23 protein-coding genes are annotated in these 21,355 nt (G+C 65.0%); 18 read left to right on the top strand and 5 right to left on the bottom strand.

Annotation, left to right across the window (positions count from 1 at the left end):
• Positions 1–266 precede the first annotated feature (266 nt).
• On the bottom strand, positions 267–1,085 hold the full coding sequence (locus HTIA_RS08100) for an aldo/keto reductase (protein ID WP_020936232.1): 819 nt from the start codon (positions 1,083–1,085) through the stop codon (positions 267–269).
• 83 nt (positions 1,086–1,168) lie between these two features.
• Complete coding sequence (locus HTIA_RS08095; RefSeq protein ID WP_008527600.1) at positions 1,169–1,510, bottom strand: thiol-disulfide oxidoreductase DCC family protein; 342 nt, start codon at positions 1,508–1,510, stop codon at positions 1,169–1,171.
• Positions 1,511–1,655: 145 nt separating this feature from the next.
• Between HTIA_RS08095 and HTIA_RS08090 the strand changes: the two genes are divergently transcribed.
• From HTIA_RS08090 to HTIA_RS08045, 10 genes are all read left to right on the top strand, one after another.
• Positions 1,656–1,865, top strand: coding sequence for a hypothetical protein (locus tag HTIA_RS08090; protein WP_020936231.1), 210 nt, complete (start codon positions 1,656–1,658; stop codon positions 1,863–1,865).
• Between the two features lie 91 nt (positions 1,866–1,956).
• Positions 1,957–2,325 (top strand): DUF5518 domain-containing protein, encoded by a 369-nt coding sequence (locus tag HTIA_RS08085; protein ID WP_008527602.1) that lies wholly within the window; start codon positions 1,957–1,959, stop codon positions 2,323–2,325.
• A 47-nt stretch (positions 2,326–2,372) separates the two neighbouring features.
• On the top strand, positions 2,373–3,365 hold the full coding sequence (gene mvk / locus HTIA_RS08080) for a mevalonate kinase (protein ID WP_020936230.1): 993 nt from the start codon (positions 2,373–2,375) through the stop codon (positions 3,363–3,365).
• Between the two features lie 31 nt (positions 3,366–3,396).
• The gene (locus HTIA_RS08075; protein WP_008527605.1) at positions 3,397–4,131 is read left to right on the top strand and encodes an isopentenyl phosphate kinase; all 735 of its coding nucleotides are present in this window, start codon (positions 3,397–3,399) and stop codon (positions 4,129–4,131) included.
• 82 nt (positions 4,132–4,213) lie between these two features.
• On the top strand, positions 4,214–5,347 hold the full coding sequence (locus HTIA_RS08070) for a putative sodium/potassium/calcium exchanger (RefSeq protein WP_020936229.1): 1,134 nt from the start codon (positions 4,214–4,216) through the stop codon (positions 5,345–5,347).
• Between the two features lie 306 nt (positions 5,348–5,653).
• Positions 5,654–6,997, top strand: coding sequence for a ribonuclease J (locus tag HTIA_RS08060; protein ID WP_008527610.1), 1,344 nt, complete (start codon positions 5,654–5,656; stop codon positions 6,995–6,997).
• Positions 6,998–7,007: 10 nt separating this feature from the next.
• Positions 7,008–8,048: a geranylfarnesyl diphosphate synthase gene (idsA3, locus tag HTIA_RS08055; protein WP_008527611.1), complete on the top strand. Its 1,041-nt coding sequence runs from the start codon at positions 7,008–7,010 to the stop codon at positions 8,046–8,048.
• A gap of 67 nt (positions 8,049–8,115) precedes the next feature.
• Complete coding sequence (locus HTIA_RS08050; protein ID WP_008527612.1) at positions 8,116–9,864, top strand: glutamate--tRNA ligase; 1,749 nt, start codon at positions 8,116–8,118, stop codon at positions 9,862–9,864.
• A 42-nt stretch (positions 9,865–9,906) separates the two neighbouring features.
• Positions 9,907–10,050, top strand: coding sequence for an AbrB/MazE/SpoVT family DNA-binding domain-containing protein (locus HTIA_RS17415; protein WP_394324555.1), 144 nt, complete (start codon positions 9,907–9,909; stop codon positions 10,048–10,050).
• A gap of 8 nt (positions 10,051–10,058) precedes the next feature.
• On the top strand, positions 10,059–10,511 hold the full coding sequence (locus tag HTIA_RS08045; protein WP_008527613.1) for a type II toxin-antitoxin system VapC family toxin: 453 nt from the start codon (positions 10,059–10,061) through the stop codon (positions 10,509–10,511).
• A gap of 46 nt (positions 10,512–10,557) precedes the next feature.
• Here HTIA_RS08045 and HTIA_RS08040 read toward each other — a convergent pair whose 3' ends face one another.
• Positions 10,558–10,959, bottom strand: a complete 402-nt coding sequence (locus HTIA_RS08040; RefSeq protein ID WP_008527614.1) for a hypothetical protein — start codon at positions 10,957–10,959, stop codon at positions 10,558–10,560.
• Positions 10,960–11,133: 174 nt separating this feature from the next.
• A complete protein-coding gene (locus HTIA_RS08035; RefSeq protein WP_008527615.1) occupies positions 11,134–12,501 on the bottom strand; it encodes an ATP-binding protein in 1,368 nt (455 codons plus the stop codon).
• Between the two features lie 162 nt (positions 12,502–12,663).
• On the opposite strand from HTIA_RS08035, the gene HTIA_RS08030 reads away from it, so the two are divergent.
• Positions 12,664–14,832, top strand: a complete 2,169-nt coding sequence (locus tag HTIA_RS08030; RefSeq protein WP_008527616.1) for an ATP-dependent DNA helicase — start codon at positions 12,664–12,666, stop codon at positions 14,830–14,832.
• A gap of 39 nt (positions 14,833–14,871) precedes the next feature.
• Here the strand turns inward: HTIA_RS08030 and HTIA_RS08025 are convergent, their stop codons facing one another.
• Positions 14,872–15,330, bottom strand: coding sequence for an Hsp20/alpha crystallin family protein (locus HTIA_RS08025; RefSeq protein ID WP_008527618.1), 459 nt, complete (start codon positions 15,328–15,330; stop codon positions 14,872–14,874).
• A 161-nt stretch (positions 15,331–15,491) separates the two neighbouring features.
• Here HTIA_RS08025 and HTIA_RS08020 point away from each other — a divergent pair, with 161 nt between their 5' ends.
• The 7 genes from HTIA_RS08020 to HTIA_RS07990 all read left to right on the top strand — a co-directional run bounded on the left by HTIA_RS08020 (position 15,492) and on the right by HTIA_RS07990 (position 21,330).
• Positions 15,492–16,466 carry an aldo/keto reductase gene (locus HTIA_RS08020; RefSeq protein ID WP_008527620.1) on the top strand — a complete coding sequence of 325 codons (975 nt, stop codon included), beginning with the start codon at positions 15,492–15,494 and terminating at the stop codon, positions 16,464–16,466.
• Between the two features lie 82 nt (positions 16,467–16,548).
• A complete protein-coding gene (locus HTIA_RS08015) occupies positions 16,549–16,824 on the top strand; it encodes a hypothetical protein (protein WP_008527621.1) in 276 nt (91 codons plus the stop codon).
• An 86-nt stretch (positions 16,825–16,910) separates the two neighbouring features.
• Positions 16,911–17,627: an ABC transporter ATP-binding protein gene (locus HTIA_RS08010; RefSeq protein WP_008527622.1), complete on the top strand. Its 717-nt coding sequence runs from the start codon at positions 16,911–16,913 to the stop codon at positions 17,625–17,627.
• Positions 17,624–18,871: an ABC transporter permease gene (locus tag HTIA_RS08005; RefSeq protein ID WP_008527623.1), complete on the top strand. Its 1,248-nt coding sequence runs from the start codon at positions 17,624–17,626 to the stop codon at positions 18,869–18,871. Before HTIA_RS08010 ends, HTIA_RS08005 begins: the two co-directional genes overlap by 4 nt.
• 107 nt (positions 18,872–18,978) lie before the next feature.
• The gene (locus HTIA_RS08000; RefSeq protein ID WP_020936226.1) at positions 18,979–19,545 is read left to right on the top strand and encodes a DUF1684 domain-containing protein; all 567 of its coding nucleotides are present in this window, start codon (positions 18,979–18,981) and stop codon (positions 19,543–19,545) included.
• 80 nt (positions 19,546–19,625) lie between these two features.
• Complete coding sequence (locus HTIA_RS07995) at positions 19,626–19,916, top strand: hypothetical protein (protein ID WP_008527625.1); 291 nt, start codon at positions 19,626–19,628, stop codon at positions 19,914–19,916.
• A 64-nt stretch (positions 19,917–19,980) separates the two neighbouring features.
• Complete coding sequence (locus HTIA_RS07990) at positions 19,981–21,330, top strand: FAD-dependent oxidoreductase (protein WP_008527626.1); 1,350 nt, start codon at positions 19,981–19,983, stop codon at positions 21,328–21,330.
• The last annotated feature ends 25 nt before the right edge of the window (positions 21,331–21,355 follow it).

Genomic DNA, 21,355 nt, shown 5'->3' with positions numbered 1-21,355 from the left:
TGCAAGCCACCCGCGTCGTGCGGGCGACCGGCGAAACGGGCCGCGAAGCCCTCGAATCGCTCGGAACCAACGGCAGGGCCGCGCTGCTGGAACTCTCTGACGCTCCCGCGACCACACGGTCGATCCTCAGAGCCTGGAAGCGCGATGTTCTCTCGGATACTGAACTCACGGCGGCCTTACGACGGACTGACGCGATGGATGCTGCCGAGCGACGGGCCTACGACGATGTTATCGAAGCGACCGGCGACGACGCGGTCGAACGACGCTTAGCCGCTGAGCATGCCCCCGAACAGCGCCTTCCCGGTCTGGAGGTACGACGGCCGCGTCACGCGGTCGTGTTCCGCGCGCGTGAGTTTGAAGTCGAAGACGTCGAGGTTCTCTTTGATGTGCTCCCGGGAGGTCGACATCGGGATCGTGGCGACGTTCTCGTGTTGAGTTGCCCACCGGATCGCGACCTGCGGCCCGGTCTTGCCGTAGCGCTCGCCGATCTCTTCGAGCAGCGCGTCGTCCAGCAACGCGCCGTTGGCCAGCGGGCTGTAGGCCGTCAGCATGACGTCCTCCGCTTGGCAGTAGGCGAGCAACTCGCGCTGGGGCCACCACGGATGAAACAGGACCTGGTCGGTCAGGATCGGTGCCTCGGAGAGGTCTCGCGCACGATCGAGTCGATCCTTTCCGAAGTTGCTCACGCCGATGTGGCGGGCCATCTCGCGATCGACGGCCTCGTTTAACCCGTCCATCACCGTCTCCAGGTCGGCGAGGGGGTTCGGCCAGTGGATCAGCAGTAGATCGACGTAGTCGGTGTCGAGGGCCGTGAGGCTGTCCTCGACGCTCGCGACGATCGACTCGACCGAGCGGTAGCGGGGGTTGACCTTCGTCGTGAGGAAGAGGGCCTCTCGAGCCACGTCGGCGTCGGCGATCGCACGGCCGACGCCGGCCTCGTTCTCGTAGATCTGGGCGGTGTCGACGTGTCGGTAGCCGACGTCGAGGGCGTCGCTGACGGCGTCGTAGGCGGTCTCGGGCTCCATCTGCCAGGTGCCGATGCCGACTGCGGGAACCTCGGTACCGGCGACTGTCACGTGTTCCATACCCTCTCTGAGGGGGCCGATGGCCAAGAAGGTACGGTCCGGGACACTGCTCGTCGAGAGTGTTTCCGTCAGCCACGGCAGCACTACGGCAACAACCGACCGATAGTCCCGCGGTTTTCCGCGATCCGGCGGTAGCCCCATTCCCGGAGGGATGGGTATCCCGGAAGCGCCCGAAAGACGCCAAACAGCGCAGCCGGGACGAGTGCTGTTTCGGCGAGCGCGCGCTCGATCGACTCGCCACACGAGTAGACCGCCTCCTCGGTCACGAGGTGGGCACACTCGCGATAGTCCGGCGGGAGCCGGTCGCGAAGTGACGGCGACAGCTCGGCGAAGCCGACGATCTCGACACTTCCGTGGCGGGCGACGAATTCCGCAGCCCGCGTACAGAAGCCACAGTCGTCGTCGTAGACGAGTGTTGGAGCCACACACAATCTACGGGCTCGAAAGACATAGGGGTACGGGCAGGTGTATCGTCGATCGGCTCGAGAGAGATAGGGATACGGGCAAGTGTCCGTCGATCCGCCAAGCGAAGACGATACCTATACAGGATTCGTTGCCCAAGACTCAGACATGGAGACCTGGAAACTGCTGGTCTGGACGGCGGGAGTTCTCGCCTTCTTCGGCGTCGTCGTGACCGTCGGGAACATTCCGCTGTCGGGGCCGACTGCGGTGGTCGTGCTGGTCGTCGTCGCGATCGCTAGCGTCGTGCTGTACGCACTCTCGAGACACGGCTACCGCTTCGGACACCGGTTGGGTGAACAGATGACCGAGGACGACTGATCGACGCGGTGGCCCCGGACGCCGCCTGGCGGCAGGTCGGACACTCCGGCGAGGGGAACCTTCTTGTCCGTCGCTGTCGGATCCTGGTGGCATGGCCCAAGGCAATACGCTGCTCAACGCGGTGATCGGCGCCGTCGTCACGGTCGTCTTCACGTTTCTCCCATTCTCGCCCGTCGTCGGCGGGTCCATCGCCGGGTACCTCCAGGGCGGTGACCAGTCAGCTGCCATCCGGGTCGGCACCCTCTCGGGCGTACTCGCCGCGATCCCGCTGGTGGTCGTCCTGATGCTGTTGGCGACCATCGTCCCGTTCCTGCCGGCTTTCGGGACGGCAGGGTCGATCACTGCCGTCTTCGGCGTCCTCGGGATCGTCGCGCTCGTGATCTCCCTGTTTTACAGCGTCGGTCTGAGCGTCCTCGGCGCGCTCCTCGGACGGTATCTGTCCCGGGAAACCGGCCGCTGAGCGGAGAGTTCGGAACGCCCTTTGCAGTCGGTGTCTCACGCCCTATCATGGTCACTTCGAGCGCTCCGGGCAAGGTGTACCTCTTCGGCGAGCACGCCGTCGTCTACGGCGAACCCGCCGTCCCCTGTGCGATCGAGCGTCGCGCGTCGGTGACGGCGACGCGCCGGGACGACGCATCGCTCCGGGTCCACGCCGGCGATCTCACGCTCGACGGATTCACGGTCGAGTACAGCGGTGACACGGCGGGAACCCCCGACGTCGACGTCGAACAACCGCTGCTCGAGGCCGCGATGGGCTACGTCAACGAGGCGATCGAGCAGGCTCGCGACGCGGCCGACCGCCCCGAGGCGGGCTTCGACGTCCACATCGACAGCGCGATCCCGCTCGGCGCTGGACTCGGTTCCTCGGCGGCGGTCGTGGTCGCTGCGATCGACGCCGCGACCCGCGAACTCGACCACCCACTCGGCGTCGAAGCGATCGCCGACCGGGCCTACCAGGTCGAACTCGCCGTCCAGGACGGGGAGGCCTCGCGGGCGGACACCTTCTGCTCGGCGATGGGCGGGGCCGTCCGCGTCGAGGGCGAGGACTGCCGGCGACTCGATGCCGTCCCGAACCTGCCGTTCGTGATCGGCTACGACGGGGGCTCCGGTGATACGGGCGCGCTCGTCGCGGGCGTCCGCGGACTGCGCGAGGAGTACGACTTCGCGGCCGACACCGTCGAAGCGATCGGCGACGTCGTCCGCCGTGGCGAGGACGCACTCGTCGAGGAAGATTTGGACGAACTCGGCCGACTCATGGACTTCAACCACGGACTGCTGTCGGCGCTCGGGGTCTCCTCACGGTCGCTCGACGCGATGGTCTGGGCCGCCCGCGACGCCGACGCCCGCGGCGCGAAACTCACTGGCGCGGGCGGCGGCGGCTGTATCGTCGCGCTCGATGCCACCGACGGGACCGAGACCGCCCTCCGGTATACTCCCGGCTGCGAGCACGCCTTCCGGGCCGAACTCGACACCGACGGCGTTCGGGTGGAAGAGTCATGACTGGCCCTGTCACCAGGACGGGTGAGCCCGCGTGACGACGATCCTCAAACTCGGGGGCAGCGTCATCACGGAGAAGGACGCGCCCGAGACCGTCGACCGGGAGGCGCTCACCGCGGCAGCCGACGCCATCGGGGCGGCCGACCTCGACGATCTCGTGATCGTCCACGGCGGCGGGAGCTTCGGCCACCACCACGCCGAGGCGCACGGCGTCACCGCCACGGCGGGGACCCACGACGCGGCAGGCGTCTACGCCATCCACGACGCCATGGCCCGACTCGACGATCACGTCGTCGAAGCGTTGCAGGACGCCGGCGTGCCCGCCCTCCCGGTCCACCCGTTCTCGGTCGCCTCCAGGGACGAACACGGCGAGACGGCCCTGCCGACGGGCGCGATCGACCGCCTGCGAGGCGAGGGGTTCGTGCCCGTCCTCTTCGGTGACGTGGTCGTCCAGGCTGGCGCGGGCGCGACGATCCTGAGCGGCGACGAGATTGTCGTCCTGCTCGCGCGCTCGCTCGGGGCCGATCGGATCGGCCTCTGTTCGGGTGTGTCGGGCGTCCTCGACGAATCGGGGGCCGTGATCGACCGGATCGAGGACTTCGCGGCCGTCGCCGACGCGCTCGGTGAGAGCGAGGCGACCGACGTCACCGGTGGCATGGCCGGGAAAGTGCGAGCCTTGCTCGACCTGGAGACGCCGGCGTCGATCTTCGGCCCCGACGATCTGGCGGCATTTCTCGCCGGCGAGGATCCCGGCACGCTGATCGAGTGACTCACTGCCCGATTGGGAAGCCAGTTCGCTCACCGAGCGACGCCCCGAAATTTACTTCCCGCCGGTTTGCGTTGGCTCTGCCATGGCAACGATCACGCTCAAGCAGACGCTGAGTCACTGGGCGCGACTGTTCGGGTACGTCCTCGGCGTCGCCGTCGTCGGTGGGGCCGTCGCCGGTGGCGGACTCGCCGTCCTCGAGGACGTGCCGAACTGGGCACCCGGCGGGGCGGCACCCGACGTCGGCGTGAACCTCGTCGTCGGCGCGGGACTGCTCGCCGTCGGCGCGCTGGTCCTGCTGGCTGGCTTCTTCACGATCGTCCTGGTCGTCGTCGCCACCGGCGTCGAGGCCGCGGGCGACGACGCGGACGGTGACCGATCCGGCGACGACGCGGACGGTGACCGATCCGACGGCGACTCGACCGACGACCCCGTTCCGGATCCCGCCGAGCGTCTCGCCTCTCGGCGACGTGCCAGGCGTGGGCCAACTACGGCCAACGCCGAACCTACCCGGCCCCAGGAGCGAGCCGAATCGCGATCGGCCGAGGCCCCAGCCCCGGAACAACCGAACGAGAACGAACGCAGCGACGCCACGGACCGGGGTGAGGACTGGATGCGGGAAGTCGAGCGCGACCTGGTCGAGGGGGAGGGGGCGGACGCGAGCCAGACGCCGCCATCGGACGAGTCGACTGTCCCGCCCCACGCGACAGATCCGACGGACCGCTCCCCGGAAGACGAGACCGGGGCTGGCGAAGAACGTGTCGAGTCGTCGGCCGACGACTGGGTCGGTGCCGACGAAATCGGATCGGACGATCCGACGGCGGACGTCGCCGACGAACCGGACGTCTCGGCCGGCGAATCGGGCGTCCCGGCCGGCGATCGTCCGTCGACTGCGTCAGACGGCCCGGTCGACGACGCGATCGACGCGACGGACAGGAGCACCGCCAGCGAGGACGCGTCCGGCCCCGCAGGCAGGGGGCGTGAGACAACCGATTCAGCCGACGATCCACTCGCGCCCGACGACTTCGAACCCGATCCGGTCGAGAACGATCGCGAAGACGTGGGAGGCATCGAGGAAGCAACGGCTGCTGAGAAACTCACGGGGACGGCTGATGGGGATCCCACGGAAGCAACGGCCGACGAGCAAGACATGGAAGCGACGGACGTCGAGGCCGATTCGGACGGCGATTCTACGGATAGCGACGACGAACCGCTGTAATTTCGGCGCTAATCCCAACCCGCACAGTTTTTACCGCCGCGCTACATATCAGGCTATAACCGAGCGCTCGGCCGCCCGAACGGACCCGGCGGCCGACGGATGGACGTCAACGCGATCGTCGCGGCGGCGTCGGGCACTCGTTGCCCACGTCGCCGCCCGGGTCGTGGGCCAGCGGAGGAACGCTGGCTCGCCGCCCAGCCGGTCCGGTCTTTCCGGACGGCGGTCGACACCGCTTGCAGACGCGATCGGCAGTGCGGTGCTGTCGGCCGTTGCGGCTTCCGTCGGGTGGCCCACTCGGAGACAACTATGGAAATCGAGATTGCCACCATCGGCGGCTACGAGGAAGTGGGACGACAGATGACTGCGGTGCGGGCGGGCGAGGACGTCGTGATCTTCGACATGGGCCTGAACCTCTCGAAGGTCCTGATTCACGACAACGTCGAGACCGAGCGGATGCACAGCTTAGATCTGATCGACATGGGTGCGATCCCCGACGATCGCGTCATGAGCGAGATCGAGGGTGACGTCAAGGCCATCGTGCCGACCCACGGTCACCTCGACCACATCGGCGCGATCAGCAAACTCGCCCACCGCTACGACGCGCCGATCATGGCGACGCCATTTACGATCGAACTCGTCAAACAGCAGATCCAGGGCGAGGAGAAGTTCGGCGTCGAGAACGATCTCGTGAAGATGGACGCCGGCGCGAGCACCCGGATCGGCGACGACGGCGTCGAACTCGAGTTCGTCAACGTCACCCACTCGATCATCGACGCGATCAACCCCGTCCTCCACACGCCCGAAGGCGCAATCGTCTACGGGCTGGACAAGCGCATGGACCACGATCCGGTCCTCGGCGATCCGATCGACATGGACCGGTTCCGTGAGATCGGCGAGGAAGGTGTCCTGTGTTACATCGAGGACTGTACGAACGCCCAGAAGAAAGGGCGCACCCCGAGCGAGTCCGTCGCGCGACGCCACCTCAAGGACGTCATGTACAGCATGGCGGACTACGACGGCGGCATCGTCGCCACGACGTTCTCCAGCCACATCGCCCGCGTGAAGAGTCTCGTCGAGTTCGCCGACGATATCGGTCGTCAACCCGTCCTGCTGGGCCGCTCGATGGAGAAGTACTCCGGGACGGCTGAACGCCTCGACTTCGTCGAGTTCCCCGAGGATCTGGGGATGTACGGCCACCGTAAGTCCGTCGACCGGACGTTCAAGCGCATCATGAGCGAGGGCAAGGAGAACTTCCTCCCGATCGTGACCGGCCACCAGGGCGAGCCCCGCGCGATGCTCACCCGGATGGGCCGGGGCGACACGCCCTACGAACTCGAGGAGGGCGACAAGGTCATCTTCTCGGCCCGTGTGATTCCGGAGCCGACCAACGAGGGCCAGCGCTATCAGAGCGAGACGCTCCTGAAGATGCAGGGCGCACGCATCTACGACGAGGTCCACGTCTCGGGTCACCTCAACCGCGAGGGCCACTACGAGATGCTCAACGCCTTGGAGGCCGACCATCTCATCCCGGCCCACCAGAACATGGAAGGGTTCGCGCCGTACGTCGAACTCGCCGAGAGCGAGGGCTACGAGCTCGGCGAGGACCTCCACGTCACGCGAAACGGTAACGTGATCACGCTGGTCGAATAACCCGTTTGCGATGACGGACACTGTCGACTCGCGGGCGGTCATGGAGGCCATCGAGTGGCGACGCGAGCAGGTCAACGACGCCATCCCGGAGAACCTCCCGGTCGTCGAACCCAAGAAGCTGTATGAAGCCTCGCGGTACTTGCTCGACGCCGGCGGCAAGCGACTCCGGCCGACGATCCTGTTGCTCGCCGCGGAGTCCATCGCCGACGTCCCCACGCGCAGCGAGCCGTATCGGGAGTTCCCGACCGCGGAGGGACCGATCGACATGATGTCCGCGGCGGTGAGCATCGAGATCATCCAGTCGTTTACGCTCATCCACGACGACATCATGGACGACGACGACATGCGTCGCGGGGTTCCGGCGGTCCACCGAGAGTTCGACCTCTCGACGGCGATTCTGGCCGGTGACACGCTTTACGCGAAGGCCTTCGAAAACATGCTCGAGACCGGCTCGACCGGCGATCGGTCCGTCCGGGCGCTGTCGGAACTCGCGACGACCTGTACCCAGATCTGTGAGGGCCAGTCGATGGACATCGAGTTCGAGACCGTCGAGGCGGTCACGACCGAGGACTACCTCGAGATGGTCGAACTCAAGACTGCGGTGCTGTACGCCGCCGCGGCGTCCATTCCTGCCATTTTGATGGGCGAAGACGACTACGTCGATCCGCTCTATCAGTACGGACTCAACATCGGGCGTGGCTTCCAGATCCAGGACGACCTGCTGGACCTGACGACGCCCAGCGAGAAACTCGGCAAGCAACGCGGCAGCGACCTCGTCGAGAACAAGCGGACGATCATCACCGTCCACGCCCGCCACCAGGGCGTCGACGTGGAGTCGCTCGTCCCGACCGACGACGTCGAGGCGGTCGACGAGGCGACCATCGACGACGCCGTCGCCGAACTCGAGGACGCCGGCAGCATCGACTTCGCCCGCGAGACGGCCGAGGGTCTCATCCAGGACGGCAAGGAGAATCTGGAAGTTCTCCCCGACAACGAGGCGCGTGACCTGCTCGAGGGTATCGCGGACTTCCTGATCGAACGCGAGTACTGAACCAACGGCTGTTGTCGAACACACACAATCGGCCGAGTTTTATCCCCCAGACCGATTAGTAGCGGACATGGACGAAGACCTTCGCGAGCGCGTCGCGGAAGCCGCCGAGGCCGACGCGCTGTTCAACGCCTTGAAACACGACAGCGACGCCCAGGTCGGGGCCATCATGGGCCCGTTGATGGGCGAGAACCCGGAGTTCCGGGAGCACGGCGACGAGATCCCCGGCGTCATCGCACCGGTCGTCGAACGCGTCAACGACCTGTCGACCGCCGAGAAACGCGAGCGACTCGACGAGATCGCCCCCGAGCGCATCGAGGAACTCGACGCCGAGGAGGAAACAGACGAGCAGGCGCTGCCCGACCTCCCCAACGTCGAGGACTACGACGAGGTCCGGATGCGCGTCGCACCCAATCCCAACGGTCCCTGGCACATCGGCCACGCGCGGATGGCCGCAGTCGTGGGATCGTACAAGGACCGCTACGACGGGTATTTCGTCTGTCGGTTCGACGACACCGACCCCGAGACCAAGCGTCCGGACCTCGACGCCTACGACGAGATTCTCGACGCGATCGAGTACCTCGGGTTCACGCCGAACCGCGTCCTGAAGGCCAGCGACCGCCTGGAGACCTACTACGGGTACGCCCGCGACCTCATCGACCTCGGCGGGGCCTACACCTGCTCGTGTCCCGGCGAGGCGTTCTCCGAACTGAAGAACGACGGTGAGGCCTGCCCCCACCGCGAGAAAGACCCCGAGACCGTCCACGAGGAGTTCGACGCGATGGTCGACGGCGAGTACGACCCCGGCGAGATGGTCCTGCGGGTAAAGACCGACATCGAACACAAGAACCCCGCGCTGCGTGACTGGGTGGCCTTCCGGCTTATCGACACGCCACATCCACGCGAGGAAGCCGCCGAGTACCGGTGCTGGCCCATGCTCGACTTCCAGAGCGGAATCGACGACCACCTCACCGGGATCACCCACATCATCCGGGGAATCGACCTCCAGGACTCCGCAAAGCGCCAGGGATTCGTCTACGATTACTTCGACTGGGAGTACCCCGAGGTCGTCCACTGGGGCCACGTGCAGGTCGAGGCCTACGACGTTCCGATGTCGACCTCGACGATCAAGGAACGCATCGAGGCCGGCGACCTCGACGGGTGGGACGACCCACGGGCCCCGACGATCGCCAGCCTCCGGCTGCGGGGCATTCGCGGGGAAGCCATCGTCGACGCGATGGCCGAACTCGGGACCTCGACTAGCAACGTCGACCTGGCGATGTCTGCCGTCTACGCGACCAACCGCGAGTTGATCGACGACGACGCCGACCGGGCCTTCTTCGTCCGGGACGGCGTCGAGATGGACCTCTCGGGTGGGCCCGAACGTGGTCAGCCGCCGGTCCACCCCGACCACGAGGAACGGGGCAAGCGAACGATCCCGGTCGGCGGTGCGGTACTGGTCGAAGACGACGACCTGCCGCCGGAGGGAGAGCGTGTCTGGCTGAAGGGATACGGCTGTGTCCGCCGGACAGGCGAGGCGGCGTTCGAGCACACCGACGACGACATAGACGTCGTTCGTGAGGGCGACGTGGACGTGATCCACTGGGTGCCGGCGACGACGAGTGTCCCCGCCCGACTCCGGACGACCGACGGTGACGTCACCGGCCACGTCGAACCGGGGCTGCTCGGCTACGAAGAAGAGGAGATGGTCCAGTTCGTTCGTATCGGCTTTGCGCGTCTCGACGCGGTTCCCGAGGCGAGTGATCCGATGGATGTCGGCGAGGACGACGAATTGGTCGCGTACTTCGCGCACCCCTGATTTGCAGGCAAATTCAACTGTCAGTCGCGAATACGTACTGGTATGTCCAGGGGAGTCGAGGACGAAACGACGGTGAACGGGAGGGGTTCCGTTACCGTACCGGCTTCCGTCCGTCGCAGTGCGGACATCGAAGCCGGCGACAAGTTACGGTGGACTGTCACCGTAACCGCTCTGTGGAAGTCGTGAAACAGCGAATGGCCCGGGTCGTTGTCGACTCGAACGTTCTCATTGCGGCCCGACTATCGAACGATCAAGACCACGATCGGGGGCGTTCGATCTCACGTGCGATCGATCGAAACGAGTTGCCAACTGCGTACGTTCCCAGCAACGTCTTCGAAGAGGTGCTCAACTATCTACAGACGCGTGCTGGCCACGATATCGCGATTGAGACGCTCGATGCATTGGTGGAGAGCGGTGGCTACGAACTGTCGTATACGCCGAAGGCCGATTTCAACGCAGGTCGATCGATATTCCGAACATATGATGGGCTTTCACTGACCGACGCGATCATCGTTGCCACGATGCAGCGCCAGGACGTCGAGTATCTCTATTCGTTCGACGACGACTTCGATGCCGTTGAGGGAATTACCGGGACGACAGCACGACTGGTCGGACGATCCGAAGCTGACGGACACCACTCCGTGTGAAGGGTCCGGGTTAGGAACAGCAACCGAAGGATGGCTCGCGTCGTGTCTACTGGTCGGCGAGCCACTCGCGGGCTTCGGCCATGTCGTCGGTCATCATGTTCTCGAACGGGAGGTCTTCGAGTGGATCGACGGTCTCCTGCATGTCCATCTCGGCGATGACGCTCTCGCGGTGTACGTTCGCGGAGTACGCCATGCCGGCCTCGACCATCTTCGGGATCCACTCCTCCTGGAGCCACTGCTTGTCCTCCTCGTCGTGTGCCTTGACCTCCCGGGTATCGATGATCTCCTTCGAGACGTCGTATTCGTTGAGAGCCTCGTACAGCGCGTTCGCGCCCTCCCGGAACTGCTCGCCGCTCGAAAACATCGTCCAGGTGTGGATGAGCGCGTCGATATCGTCGTCGTATTCGATTCGGTACCAGTCCGCCTCTTCGACCACTTCCGTTGCCATAGTCTCCCGTTCTTAGAGTGCTTCAATAAGCGTTCGGCCGAGAATATCGTAGCTGATAATCTGGCTGGCCGGATAGCATCAGCCGGGCATCATCGAGCAAACGCTTTTGGCCCCCAGCGACCAAGTCACGAGTCAGTCGAGACAATCTCTCGACCCGAACGGGCAAGAGCATCCTTATCTCGAAGCCGTGAAGACACGTTCGATCCGGTCAAGATCGTATAGTGCGACGTCTCCGTCGGCCGCTTCCTCCCGGAGGTTGTCAGTGAACCCACGCTTCGAGAACAGGGCAAACCGTTCCTCCCGCTGGTCGGATCGCCACCTGACTCGTTCCGACTTGGCTCGCAACCGCTCGAGTTCACTCGATCCGACTTCCGTCGATCGCCACTTCGCCTCACCAAAGAGAATGCGATCGCGATCCTCGTCCAGCGCGACGACATCGATCTCGTCCTCCTCGTACCACCAGCTACCGATCTTCGGGTAGTTCGCCTCAGCGTCGATGACTTCCCGACAGATATCTTCAAACTGTCTCCCGACGAACTGACGCAGGTCGAGACTCTCAACGAATGCGTCCGGATCACGGACGACGTCAGACATGTTCGGGTAGATGAACCGATACCAGAATTCGAAGAAATGATCGCCGAGCGTGTAGATGCCGTCCCGGGATCGCGTGTTTCTGGACGTGACCGGTTTCGTGTGTTCCAGCAGGCGGATCGACTCGAGTTTGGCGAGGTACTTCGAGATACTCTGAAGCGGGATGTCGGTGTCGTCGGCGATCCGTTTCGGTCTCGTCTTTCCCGAGGCCACGGACTCGAGAATCGACAGATATCGGGCTGGACTTCTGAACTCCTGTTTCACCAGCATTCGTGGCTCCTGATTCAATACCGCGTTCCGATCACAGATTCGATCCCGGACGTTCTCCATCAGCGCCTTCTCTGGATCGATCTGGTCGAGATAGAACGGAATTCCACCGAATACGCTGAAAAACTGTATCTGGTCCTCAAACTCGCCCGGCAACAGCGGCACGGCGTCCCGGAAACTAAACGCCCGGAGGTCGATCTGGCCCGTCCGTCTCCCATAGAGCGGGTTCTCGTAGGCCATCAGGTCTTCCATCATCCCGATAGAAGACCCGGTCAGGATGAGTGTGATGTCGGTCGTCTGCAGGTACTCGTCGACGAACTTCTGAAACCGCGAGGGGATCGAATCGTCCTCCGCGATCAGTCGCGGGAACTCGTCGATCACCAGAACTTCCCCGTCGGCGACGGAGACGAACCACTCGAAGACGTCTTCCCAGTCCGCCACGGCCGGCGTGTAGCTCGAGACGGATTGTGAGATGGATGCGACGAGGCTCTCCCGCTGTTTGCTTCCTTCTTCCTCGACGACGACGTGGTAGATCCCGTCATGCTCTTCGAGGACCGCCTTCGCTAGTTCCGTCTTCCCCACTCTCCGTCGTCCATACAGGAGGATCAACTCGAAGCCGTCCGAACGGACTGCGTCACGCAGGAAGTCCAGTTCGTCCGCCCTGTCCACGAACCCCTCGGTCATACGCGAACGTAATATACTCACGATAATATAAACTGTGGTCGCGAAGGGTGGTCCGTACCGACGACCGAATTCCGTGTCAGTCCAGACAAGTGTGGAGGCTGTCGTCGGGATCGGCCCCCTCCCGAGCGAACGCTTTTGGCCCCCAGCGACCAAGTACTGCCCGTGGCGTCCGACCCGGACTACGCGCGGTTCTTTCCCTACGACGAGCCATACGACCACCAGCGCGAGGCCATCGAGGGGATCGGCGACGCCTTAGATGAGGGGTCGGACGTCTTGCTGGAGGGCGCAACGGGGACGGGCAAGACCCTCGCGGCCCTGACGCCGGCCCTGGAGTTCGCCCGCCGGACGGAGAAGACCGTCGTGATCACGACCAACGTCCACCAGCAGATGCGCCAGTTCGTCGAAGATGCGCGGGCGATCACTCGCCAGGAACCCATCCGCGCGGCCGTCTTCCGCGGGAAAGGGTCGATGTGTCACATCGACGTGGGCTACGAGGAATGCCAGGCGTTGCGGGAGACGACCCGCGATCTCGTCGACAGCGAGGCCGAACAGGCAGACCTCGAGCGTCGCCAGCGAGAACTCCTGGACGCGAGTCAAGAAGGGGACAGCGAGGCTGCCGAAGCACGCTCAGCGGTCATGGACGAACTGGAGTCGGTCGCCGAGGAGGTGGAGACGCTCAAAGAGGAGCAGGCGACCTGCGACCACTACTATCGGAATCTCACGACCGATACCGACGAGTTCTACGCGTGGCTGTACGACGACGTTCGGACGCCCGATCAGGTCTACGAGTACGCCGAACGCCAGGGACTCTGTGGGTACGAGCTCCTGAAAGAGGGGATCGACGGCGTCGATCTGGTCATCTGTAACTACCATCACCTGCTGGATCCGTTCATCCGCGAGCAGTTCTTCCGGTGGCTCGGCCGTGACCCCGAGGACGTGATCGCGGTCTTCGACGAGGCCCACAACGTCGAGGATGCGGCCCGCGAACACGCCCGTCGGACGCTGGCTGAGCCGACGCTCGAACGCGCACTCGAGGAACTCGAAGACGTGGACGACCCCCGCGCCGGCCCGGCGGGCAACGTCCTCGAAACGATCCTGACCGCCCTCCGGGAGACGTACGATGACGCACTCGGGTTCGGCGAGCGCGAGACCGTCGACGAGGAATGGACTGACCTCGCAATCGACAACGACGACCGACGAGACGACCTCACGCTTTCGATCCTGCAAAATTACACCGGCCAGGGCGTCCACGAGGATCTGGAGGCGGCCGTCGCGCTCGGGCAGGCCCTCGACCAGCAGTACGAGGACGCCTACAAGGACGGCGAGACGAGTGTCCGCAAGGAGTGTCCCACCCTCCAGGCAGCCACCTTTTTCGACGGGTGGTTCGAGGACGGCGAGCAGACCGGACTCTACCCCGTCGTGAGCGTCCGCCGCGAAGAGGGTAACGGCGACCTCTACGGTCGGGCGGAACTCTACACGGCGATCCCCGAGCGCGTGACGCGAACGTTGTTCGACGATCTCTACGCGTCGGTCCTGATGAGTGCGACCCTGCGCCCCTTCGACGTGACCGAGGCCGTCCTGGGCCTGGAGGACCCGGAGACGATGGCCTACGGCCCCCAGTTTCCCGAGGAGCGCCGCCGGACCTACGCCGTCGACGTCCCGTCGCTGTTTTCCAGCCGGCGGGACGACCCCGAACTCCAGGATACCGTGGCGAGCGTCGTCGAGGACACCGTCCGGCTGACGCCGGGGAACACCCTCGCCTTCTTCCCGAGTTACAGCGAGGCCGAGCGCTACCACGACGCCGTCGACGTCGAGGCGACGAAATACCTCGACGAACCGGGGACCCGCGCCCAAGAACTGCGCGAGACCTTCACCGACGGTGACGACGGCGTCCTCTTCACCTCGCTGTGGGGCACCCTCGGCGAGGGCGTGAGTTACGACGGCGACGACGCCCGGACGGTCCTGGTCGTCGGCGTCCCCTATCCCTACCTCGACGATCGGATGGACGCCGTCCAGGACGCCTACGACGCGACCTTCGACGCCGAGGAGGCCGGGTGGCGCTACGCCGTCGAGATCCCGACGATCCGCAAGACTCGACAGGCGATGGGCCGAGTCGTCCGCTCGCCGGCGGATTTCGGCGCGCGGGTACTGGTCGACCGGCGCTATACCGAAAAAGCCGAAATCGAGTCGCCGGAGTACGCCGTCCGGGGCACCTTCCCGCCGGTCGAGCGCGGCGAGATGATCGACGTCGAGCCGGAGAAACTCAAGTTCGGATTGCTCAACTTCTACGCCGACATGGACGCCTACGACGGCGAGCCACCGGAACCCTGAATTGGCCGGGCCGGTCGCCGTCACAGCGTCGAACCGCACTCACTCGATCGGGATCGTGTGACCATCGTCATCCGCCGGCCGTTCTTTCGGGAGTTCGACCGTGAGGACGCCGTGCTGATAGCTCGCGGTGGTTCCGTCTTCTTCGACGGGTTCGGGTAGCGAGACAGTCCGGCTCGTCGCCGTCCGGCGACGCTCGCGCCGGACGAACACGCCCTCCTCGGGCTCGCCGTGCTCGGACTCGGTCGCGTCGGTACGCTCGGCGCTGATCCGTAGCGTCGTCGCGTCCGGCAGCGTCACGTCGATGTCGTCGCTCTCGTAGCCCGGCACGTCGGCCGTGACGACGAATCGGTCTCCCTCGTCGACGACGTCGACCGTGATTCCGCCGGCCGAACCGGCGACCGTCCCGGCGACCTCGGTCGGATCCAGGGCCTCGAACTGGTCGCTCATCCGGTCGAACATCCGCTCGATCTCGTCGAAAGGATTGGGTTTCGAAGGCATGCTATGACCGTCTGGAGCTAAGACCCCAATCAACTTAACGTTCACCTTGAGTGGTGGATGCATGGCAGAGAGTGATAGTCCGATGGTTCCCGGATGAACGAGCGAAGAGAGAATTCCACAGGCATAATCCATTTGAGGGGGCCGCTCGTATGCCGGATAGCATGGAATACACCACACTCGGATCGACCGGAATGGAAGTCAGTCAGCTCTGTCTCGGGGCCATGAGCTTCGGCAGTGAGGAGCCCTGGATGCTCGACGAGGACGAGAGCCGAGAGATCATCGAGCGGGCGATCGACCTGGGCGTGAACTTCTTCGATACCGCGAACGCCTACTCGGCGGGCGAGAGCGAGGAGATCCTGGGCGACGTCCTCTCGGAATACGACCGCGACGAGCAGGTCGTCGCGACGAAGGTCCGCTTCCCCGTCGGTGAGGACACGCCCAACGCGTCGGGACTCTCCCGGAAGACGATCCAGCAAGAACTCGACGCGAGCCTGGAACGACTCGGCATGGACACGATCGACCTGTATCAGACCCACCGGGTCGATCCCAACACCCCGCCGGAGACGACCCTGCGGGCACTCGATGATGCTGTTCGAGAGGGGAAGGTCCGCCACGTCGGGACCTCCTCGATGTTCGCCCACCAGCTGACAGAGCGCCTCCGGACCAGCGAGCGTGAGGGTCTCGTGAGCTACGAGACGATGCAGAACCACTACCACCTGGCCTATCGCGAGGAGGAACGCGAGATGCTCCCCCTGACAGAGAAGGAGAACATGGGCGTCATCCCGTGGGGACCACTCGGCCAGGGGTTCCTGACGCGCCCCATCGACGAACTCGAGGCGACCGAACGCGGCGACCCCGAGAACTTCCACAACCCGACAGACGAGTACACTCGCGGCGGGGGTCGCGAGATCAACGAGCGCGTCGAGGAACTCGCCGACGAGTACGGCGTCACGATGGCCCAGATCGCGCTAGCCTGGCAGTATCAAAACGAGTACGTCACTGCGCCCATCGTCGGGACGACCAGCGTCGAGCACTTAGAGGACGCCGTCGAGGCCATGGAGATCGATCTCTCGGAATCGGACGTCGAGTACCTCGAGGAACCCTACGAGCCACAGCCGATCGTCGGCCACGAGTGACGCCCGCACAGCGTCGAATCGCGGGCCGAGACTGACGAGTGGATTTCGCGTCGTTGAAGTCGCCGGTCGGTCAACACCCGCTGTGGACCGGACGCAACTCGAATCCCAATTGATCGAGGCCTTCGACGCCGAGCCGGCGGCCGCCCGGATCGTCGCCCGCCAGGCGTCGGATCTGGCCGACTCCGCACAGTACGCCGACGATTTCGAGGGGCCACTGACCGTCGAGATCGTCCTCGATAACCTCGACGACGCGCCCGCGGAGTCCGACCTGATCGAACGCTGGAACTGGTGGCTCGGCGCGCTCGAGCTGTCTCACGGCGGCTACCAGCGATTTCGAGTGCGACCGGACGTCGTCTGATCCGGTTTCCCTCTGCCGGGTGCCACAACCGGCGTCACCTGACGAAACCGAAATTATCATTTGACAGTGGTGAGTCGTAGCCGGCGATGGCACAAGCCGCTGTGACGGTCTCCGACCTGGCGAAGCGATACGGCGACGTACAGGCCCTCCGCGGCGTCTCCTTTTCGGTCGAACCCGGCGAGATCTACGGGCTCGTCGGGCCCAACGGCGCGGGCAAGAGCACCACGCTCCGGACGCTCGCGACGCTGTTGACCGTCGGGAGCGGCGACGTGAGCGTCTTCGGTGCCGACGTCGAAAGCGAGCCCAACGAGGTCCGAAAGCGCATCCGGTATCTCCCCGAGGACGCCGGCTCGTACGACAACCTGACCGGTCGGCAGTACCTCGAATTCGTCGCGGACTTCTACGGCGACGATCCCGACGAACTCGTCGAGCGAGGTGTCGAAATCGCCGATCTTGACGATCGCATCGAGAGCAAGACCAGCGAGTACTCAAAGGGGATGACCCGCAAGCTCCTGCTTGCGAGTACGATCATGACCGAGCCCGATCTGGCGATTCTGGACGAGCCCACGTCGGGGCTGGACGTCGAGAACGCCCGGGCGATCCGGGAGATCGTCAAGCAGTTCCCGGGTGCCAACCGGAGCGTCCTCCTGTCTAGTCACAACATGCTCGAAGTCGAGTACCTCTGTGACCGGATCGGGTTGCTCAACGAGGGCGAGATCGTCGCCGAGGGGCCGCCCGCCGAACTCGTCGAACGCTACGGCGTCGAGAACCTAGAGGAGGCCTTCCTGGAGGCGGTCGCATGAACCACTTCCTGCGGCTCCTCTGGAAGGAAACCCGCGAGCTCCTCCGGCCGCGGTACCTCCTGCCGATCCTGCTGATCCCGGTCATGTTCGTCGCGCTAGGCCAGGGGATCGGCGGGATCGAAGACGGGGTAGACGAACAGCCCTCGATCGGGATTCTCAACGCGGACGACGGTGAGTACGGCGACCTCGTCAACGCCTCGCTCTCCCAGAACGCCTCGGTCGTCTACTACGCCGAGTCAGGCGAGCCATCGGCGGCGGTCGAGACGGTATCCGGGGAGGGTGGTGACGCGTTGATCGTCATCCCCGATGGCTTCACCGAGCGGATACGCGAGCGGACGGCCGGCAGCGTCGGCGTCCACTCGGTCGTTCGCTCACTCAGCCTCTCGGGAATCACCTCCTCGGCGCAGATCGACGGGCAGATCCAGCGGGCGGGCACCGTCCTCACGCTGAACGTCACGGGGACGACGCCCGCGATGCTCAACCCGATCCGGCCGGAGTACACGACCTATCTCGAGGACAAGACCCTCGAAAACACCTCGCCAGGGGCACTCTCAGGAAGCTTCGCCACGCAGTTCATCTTCATTCCCGTGGTGATCATGTTCGTCATCATCTTCTCCGGCCAGATGGTGATCAACTCGATGGGGGCCGAAAAGGAGAACAAGACCCTCGAAACCCTGCTGACGATGCCGGTCAAACGCTCGACGATCGTCGCCGCCAAACTCATCGGCAGCGCCTCGATCGGGTTGCTCGGCGCGGCGTTGTACACCGTCTCGATCTACTACTACCAGTCGTCGTTCACCGACGGCGCGGCGAGTGCGGCACTCAGCCTGGGGGTGGTTGACTACGCGATCGTCGGCGTCTCGCTGTTCCTCTCGCTGGTCGGTGTCCTGGCACTGGCGCTCATTCTGGGCGTCTTCGCCGGCGACCGTCAGGGCGCGCAGATGTTGCTGTTCCCCATCTCGATTCTGGCGATCGTGCCGATGTTCGCGACGATGTTCACCGACGTCGCCCAGCTGTCGCTGCCGATCCGGGCGCTCCTGCTCGCGATCCCCTTTACCCACCCCGCGATCGCACCCAAACGACTCCTGTTGAACGATACGACGATGGTGTTCGGCGGGATCGTCTACGAGGCGATCTTCGCTGTCGCCATGATCTGGCTCGCGATCCGTGTGTTCAACTCCGATCGCCTGATCACGGGGAGTTCAGGTCGGATCGGGCAGTGGCTGAGTCGCCTCCAGCAGTAGCGACGTCCCCGTGTTCCCGTCGACAGAGCGAAGGGGCGACCCCGACCGACCGGTGTTGTTATCCGAACGCAATACCGTTATGTGCCCGCGCGCCCACTCTTCGGACGATGACAGACGAGAACTACGCCGAACGGATTCGTGAGCAGCGAGCGGAAAAAGAGACGTACTTCGCCGAGCATCCGCGGTCGCCGTTCCCCGGACACGCGGACTTCGAGGGACTGGATCACTACCCGGTCGACCCAGCCTACCGGTACGAACTCCCGCTGGAAGAACACGACGAGAAGGAGTCGGTGACCGTCGAGACGACGGCCGACGGATCCCAGGAGTACGTCCGGTGGGGCGAGTTCAATTTCGAGATCGACGGCGAGTCGGTCACCCTCCAGGCGTACAAGCCGGCCTCGGGCGAGGATCGCTTCTGGGTTCCCTTCCGCGACGAGACCAACGACGAGGAGACCTACGGAGCGGGCCGATATCTCGACCTCGAACCCGACCGCCACCAGACGGCCGATGGGACCTGGATACTCGACCTCAACCAGGCGTACAACCCGACGTGTGCGTACAACGAGGCCTACGAGTGCCCGCTGATCCCGATGGAGAACTGGCTCGACGTGCCCGTCGAGGCCGGCGAGAAAGCCTATCCCGGCGAGGCGGTCGGCCACGAACACAGCCACTAATCGACGAGACGACCGTGGGAGGGCACCTTCGATTGACAGGGACCGACACACATTTGAGGACAGTCCTGTCAGTACTGTCCATGGACGTAGACCGGACAGACCTCGCGATCTTCGTGTACAACTCGGGGGTCGTCCTCTCCGGCGGGTTCATCGCTATCACCTTCGAGATGGGGAATTACACGGAGCTCGTACCGCTGTCGCTTGTGTTTGGCGTCCTCTGGACGCTCTACTATCGGGCCGTGATGGAAGAGAATCTCCGGCCATTCGACGAGGAAGAAGACGTCCCGGAGCGGGAATTGCCGTCACAGGCGGACGAACCGGACGACGAGGAGCCGCCGGAGCAGGGCGGCCCGGACGCGCCGTGGGAATGACCTGACGGGAGCGACGTTGTACGACCACCACAATTCTTTACCCGTGTGACACCGAAGTTCTGGTATGTCCGAGACGTTTCTCGTCGTCGGCGGCGACGCCGCCGGAATGAGTGCTGCCAGCAAGGCAAAGCGGGAGGCCCCAGACCGGGACGTGGTCGTCCTCGAACGCAGCGAGTGGGTGTCCTACGGTGCCTGTGGCCTCCCCTACTACGTCAAGGGGGAGATCGACTCGCTGGAGGACTTAGTCGCGATCCCCGCCGACCGCTTCCGGGAGGAACGTGACATCGACCTCCGGACCGGCCACGAGGCGACGGCGATCGACCGCGAGGACTCGGCCGTCACCGTCGGGACCGACGACGGCGAGGAATACACGATCGACTACGACGAACTCCTGATCGCGACGGGCGCAGGCGCACTCGAACCGCCGATCGACGGGCTCGACGCGACGGATGTCTTCACACTCCAGGAGATGGACGCGGGCCGGCAGCTCAAGGAGGCTGTCGAGACAGGCGAGTACGACCGGATCGGCATCATCGGCGGCGGCTACATCGGCATCGAGATGGCCGAGGCGTTCCGGGGCCGGGATATCGACGTGACACTCTTCGAGATGCGCCAGCACGTCCTCCCGCCGTTCGGGACCTCGAGTGCCGAGACTGTCGAAGACGAACTCGAAGACAACGGCGTCGACGTCCGGACCGGGACCCGCGTCGAAGCCATCGACGGCGACGGGAGCGTCGAGGCAGTTCGAACTGACAGCGGGGACGTACCAGTCGACGCCGTCCTGGTCGCCGCGGGGGTCGACCCGAACGTCGAACTGGCCGAGGAGGCAGGGATCGATCTCGGGCCGACGGGCGCGATCGCGACCGACGAGTACGGCCGGACGAACGAGGAGGCGATCTACGCAGCAGGCGATTGCGCCGAGATGACCCACGCCGTGACGGGCGAACCGGCCCACGTCCCGCTGGCGCTGACGGCCAACCGCGCCGGCCGGGCCGTCGGCGCGACTGTCGGCGGCGACCCGACGCCGGTCGGCGACATCGCCGGGACGGCGGTCCTCAAGGCGTTCGACCGCGAGGTCGCCCGGACGGGCATCCTCGACGCCGAGGAACTCCGGGCGGCCGGCTTCGACCCGGTGTCGGTGACGATCACGTCGGCCTCACGAGCCCACTACTATCCCGGCGGCTCGGAGATCGAGATCACGCTGGTCGGTGACGCCGACTCCGGGCGCGTCCTCGGCGCGAGCATGGTCGGCCGTGAAGGGGTCGCCAAGCGGATCGATCCGATCGCGACGGCGATCCAGTCGGCGTTGACCGTCGAAGACGTCGAGTACCTCGATCTCTCGTATGCGCCACCGTTTGGCCCCACCTGGGACCCGGTTCTCACGGCAGCGAAGGTTCTCAACGGGAAGCTCTAGGCCGGGCGCACAAGCCAGAAACGGG

The sequence above is a fragment of the Halorhabdus tiamatea SARL4B genome (genome assembly GCF_000470655.1).
Lineage (GTDB): Archaea > Halobacteriota > Halobacteria > Halobacteriales > Haloarculaceae > Halorhabdus > Halorhabdus tiamatea.
The sequence above is the reverse complement of the archived record's forward strand: the minus strand, read 5'-3'. Positions and strand labels throughout refer to the sequence as shown.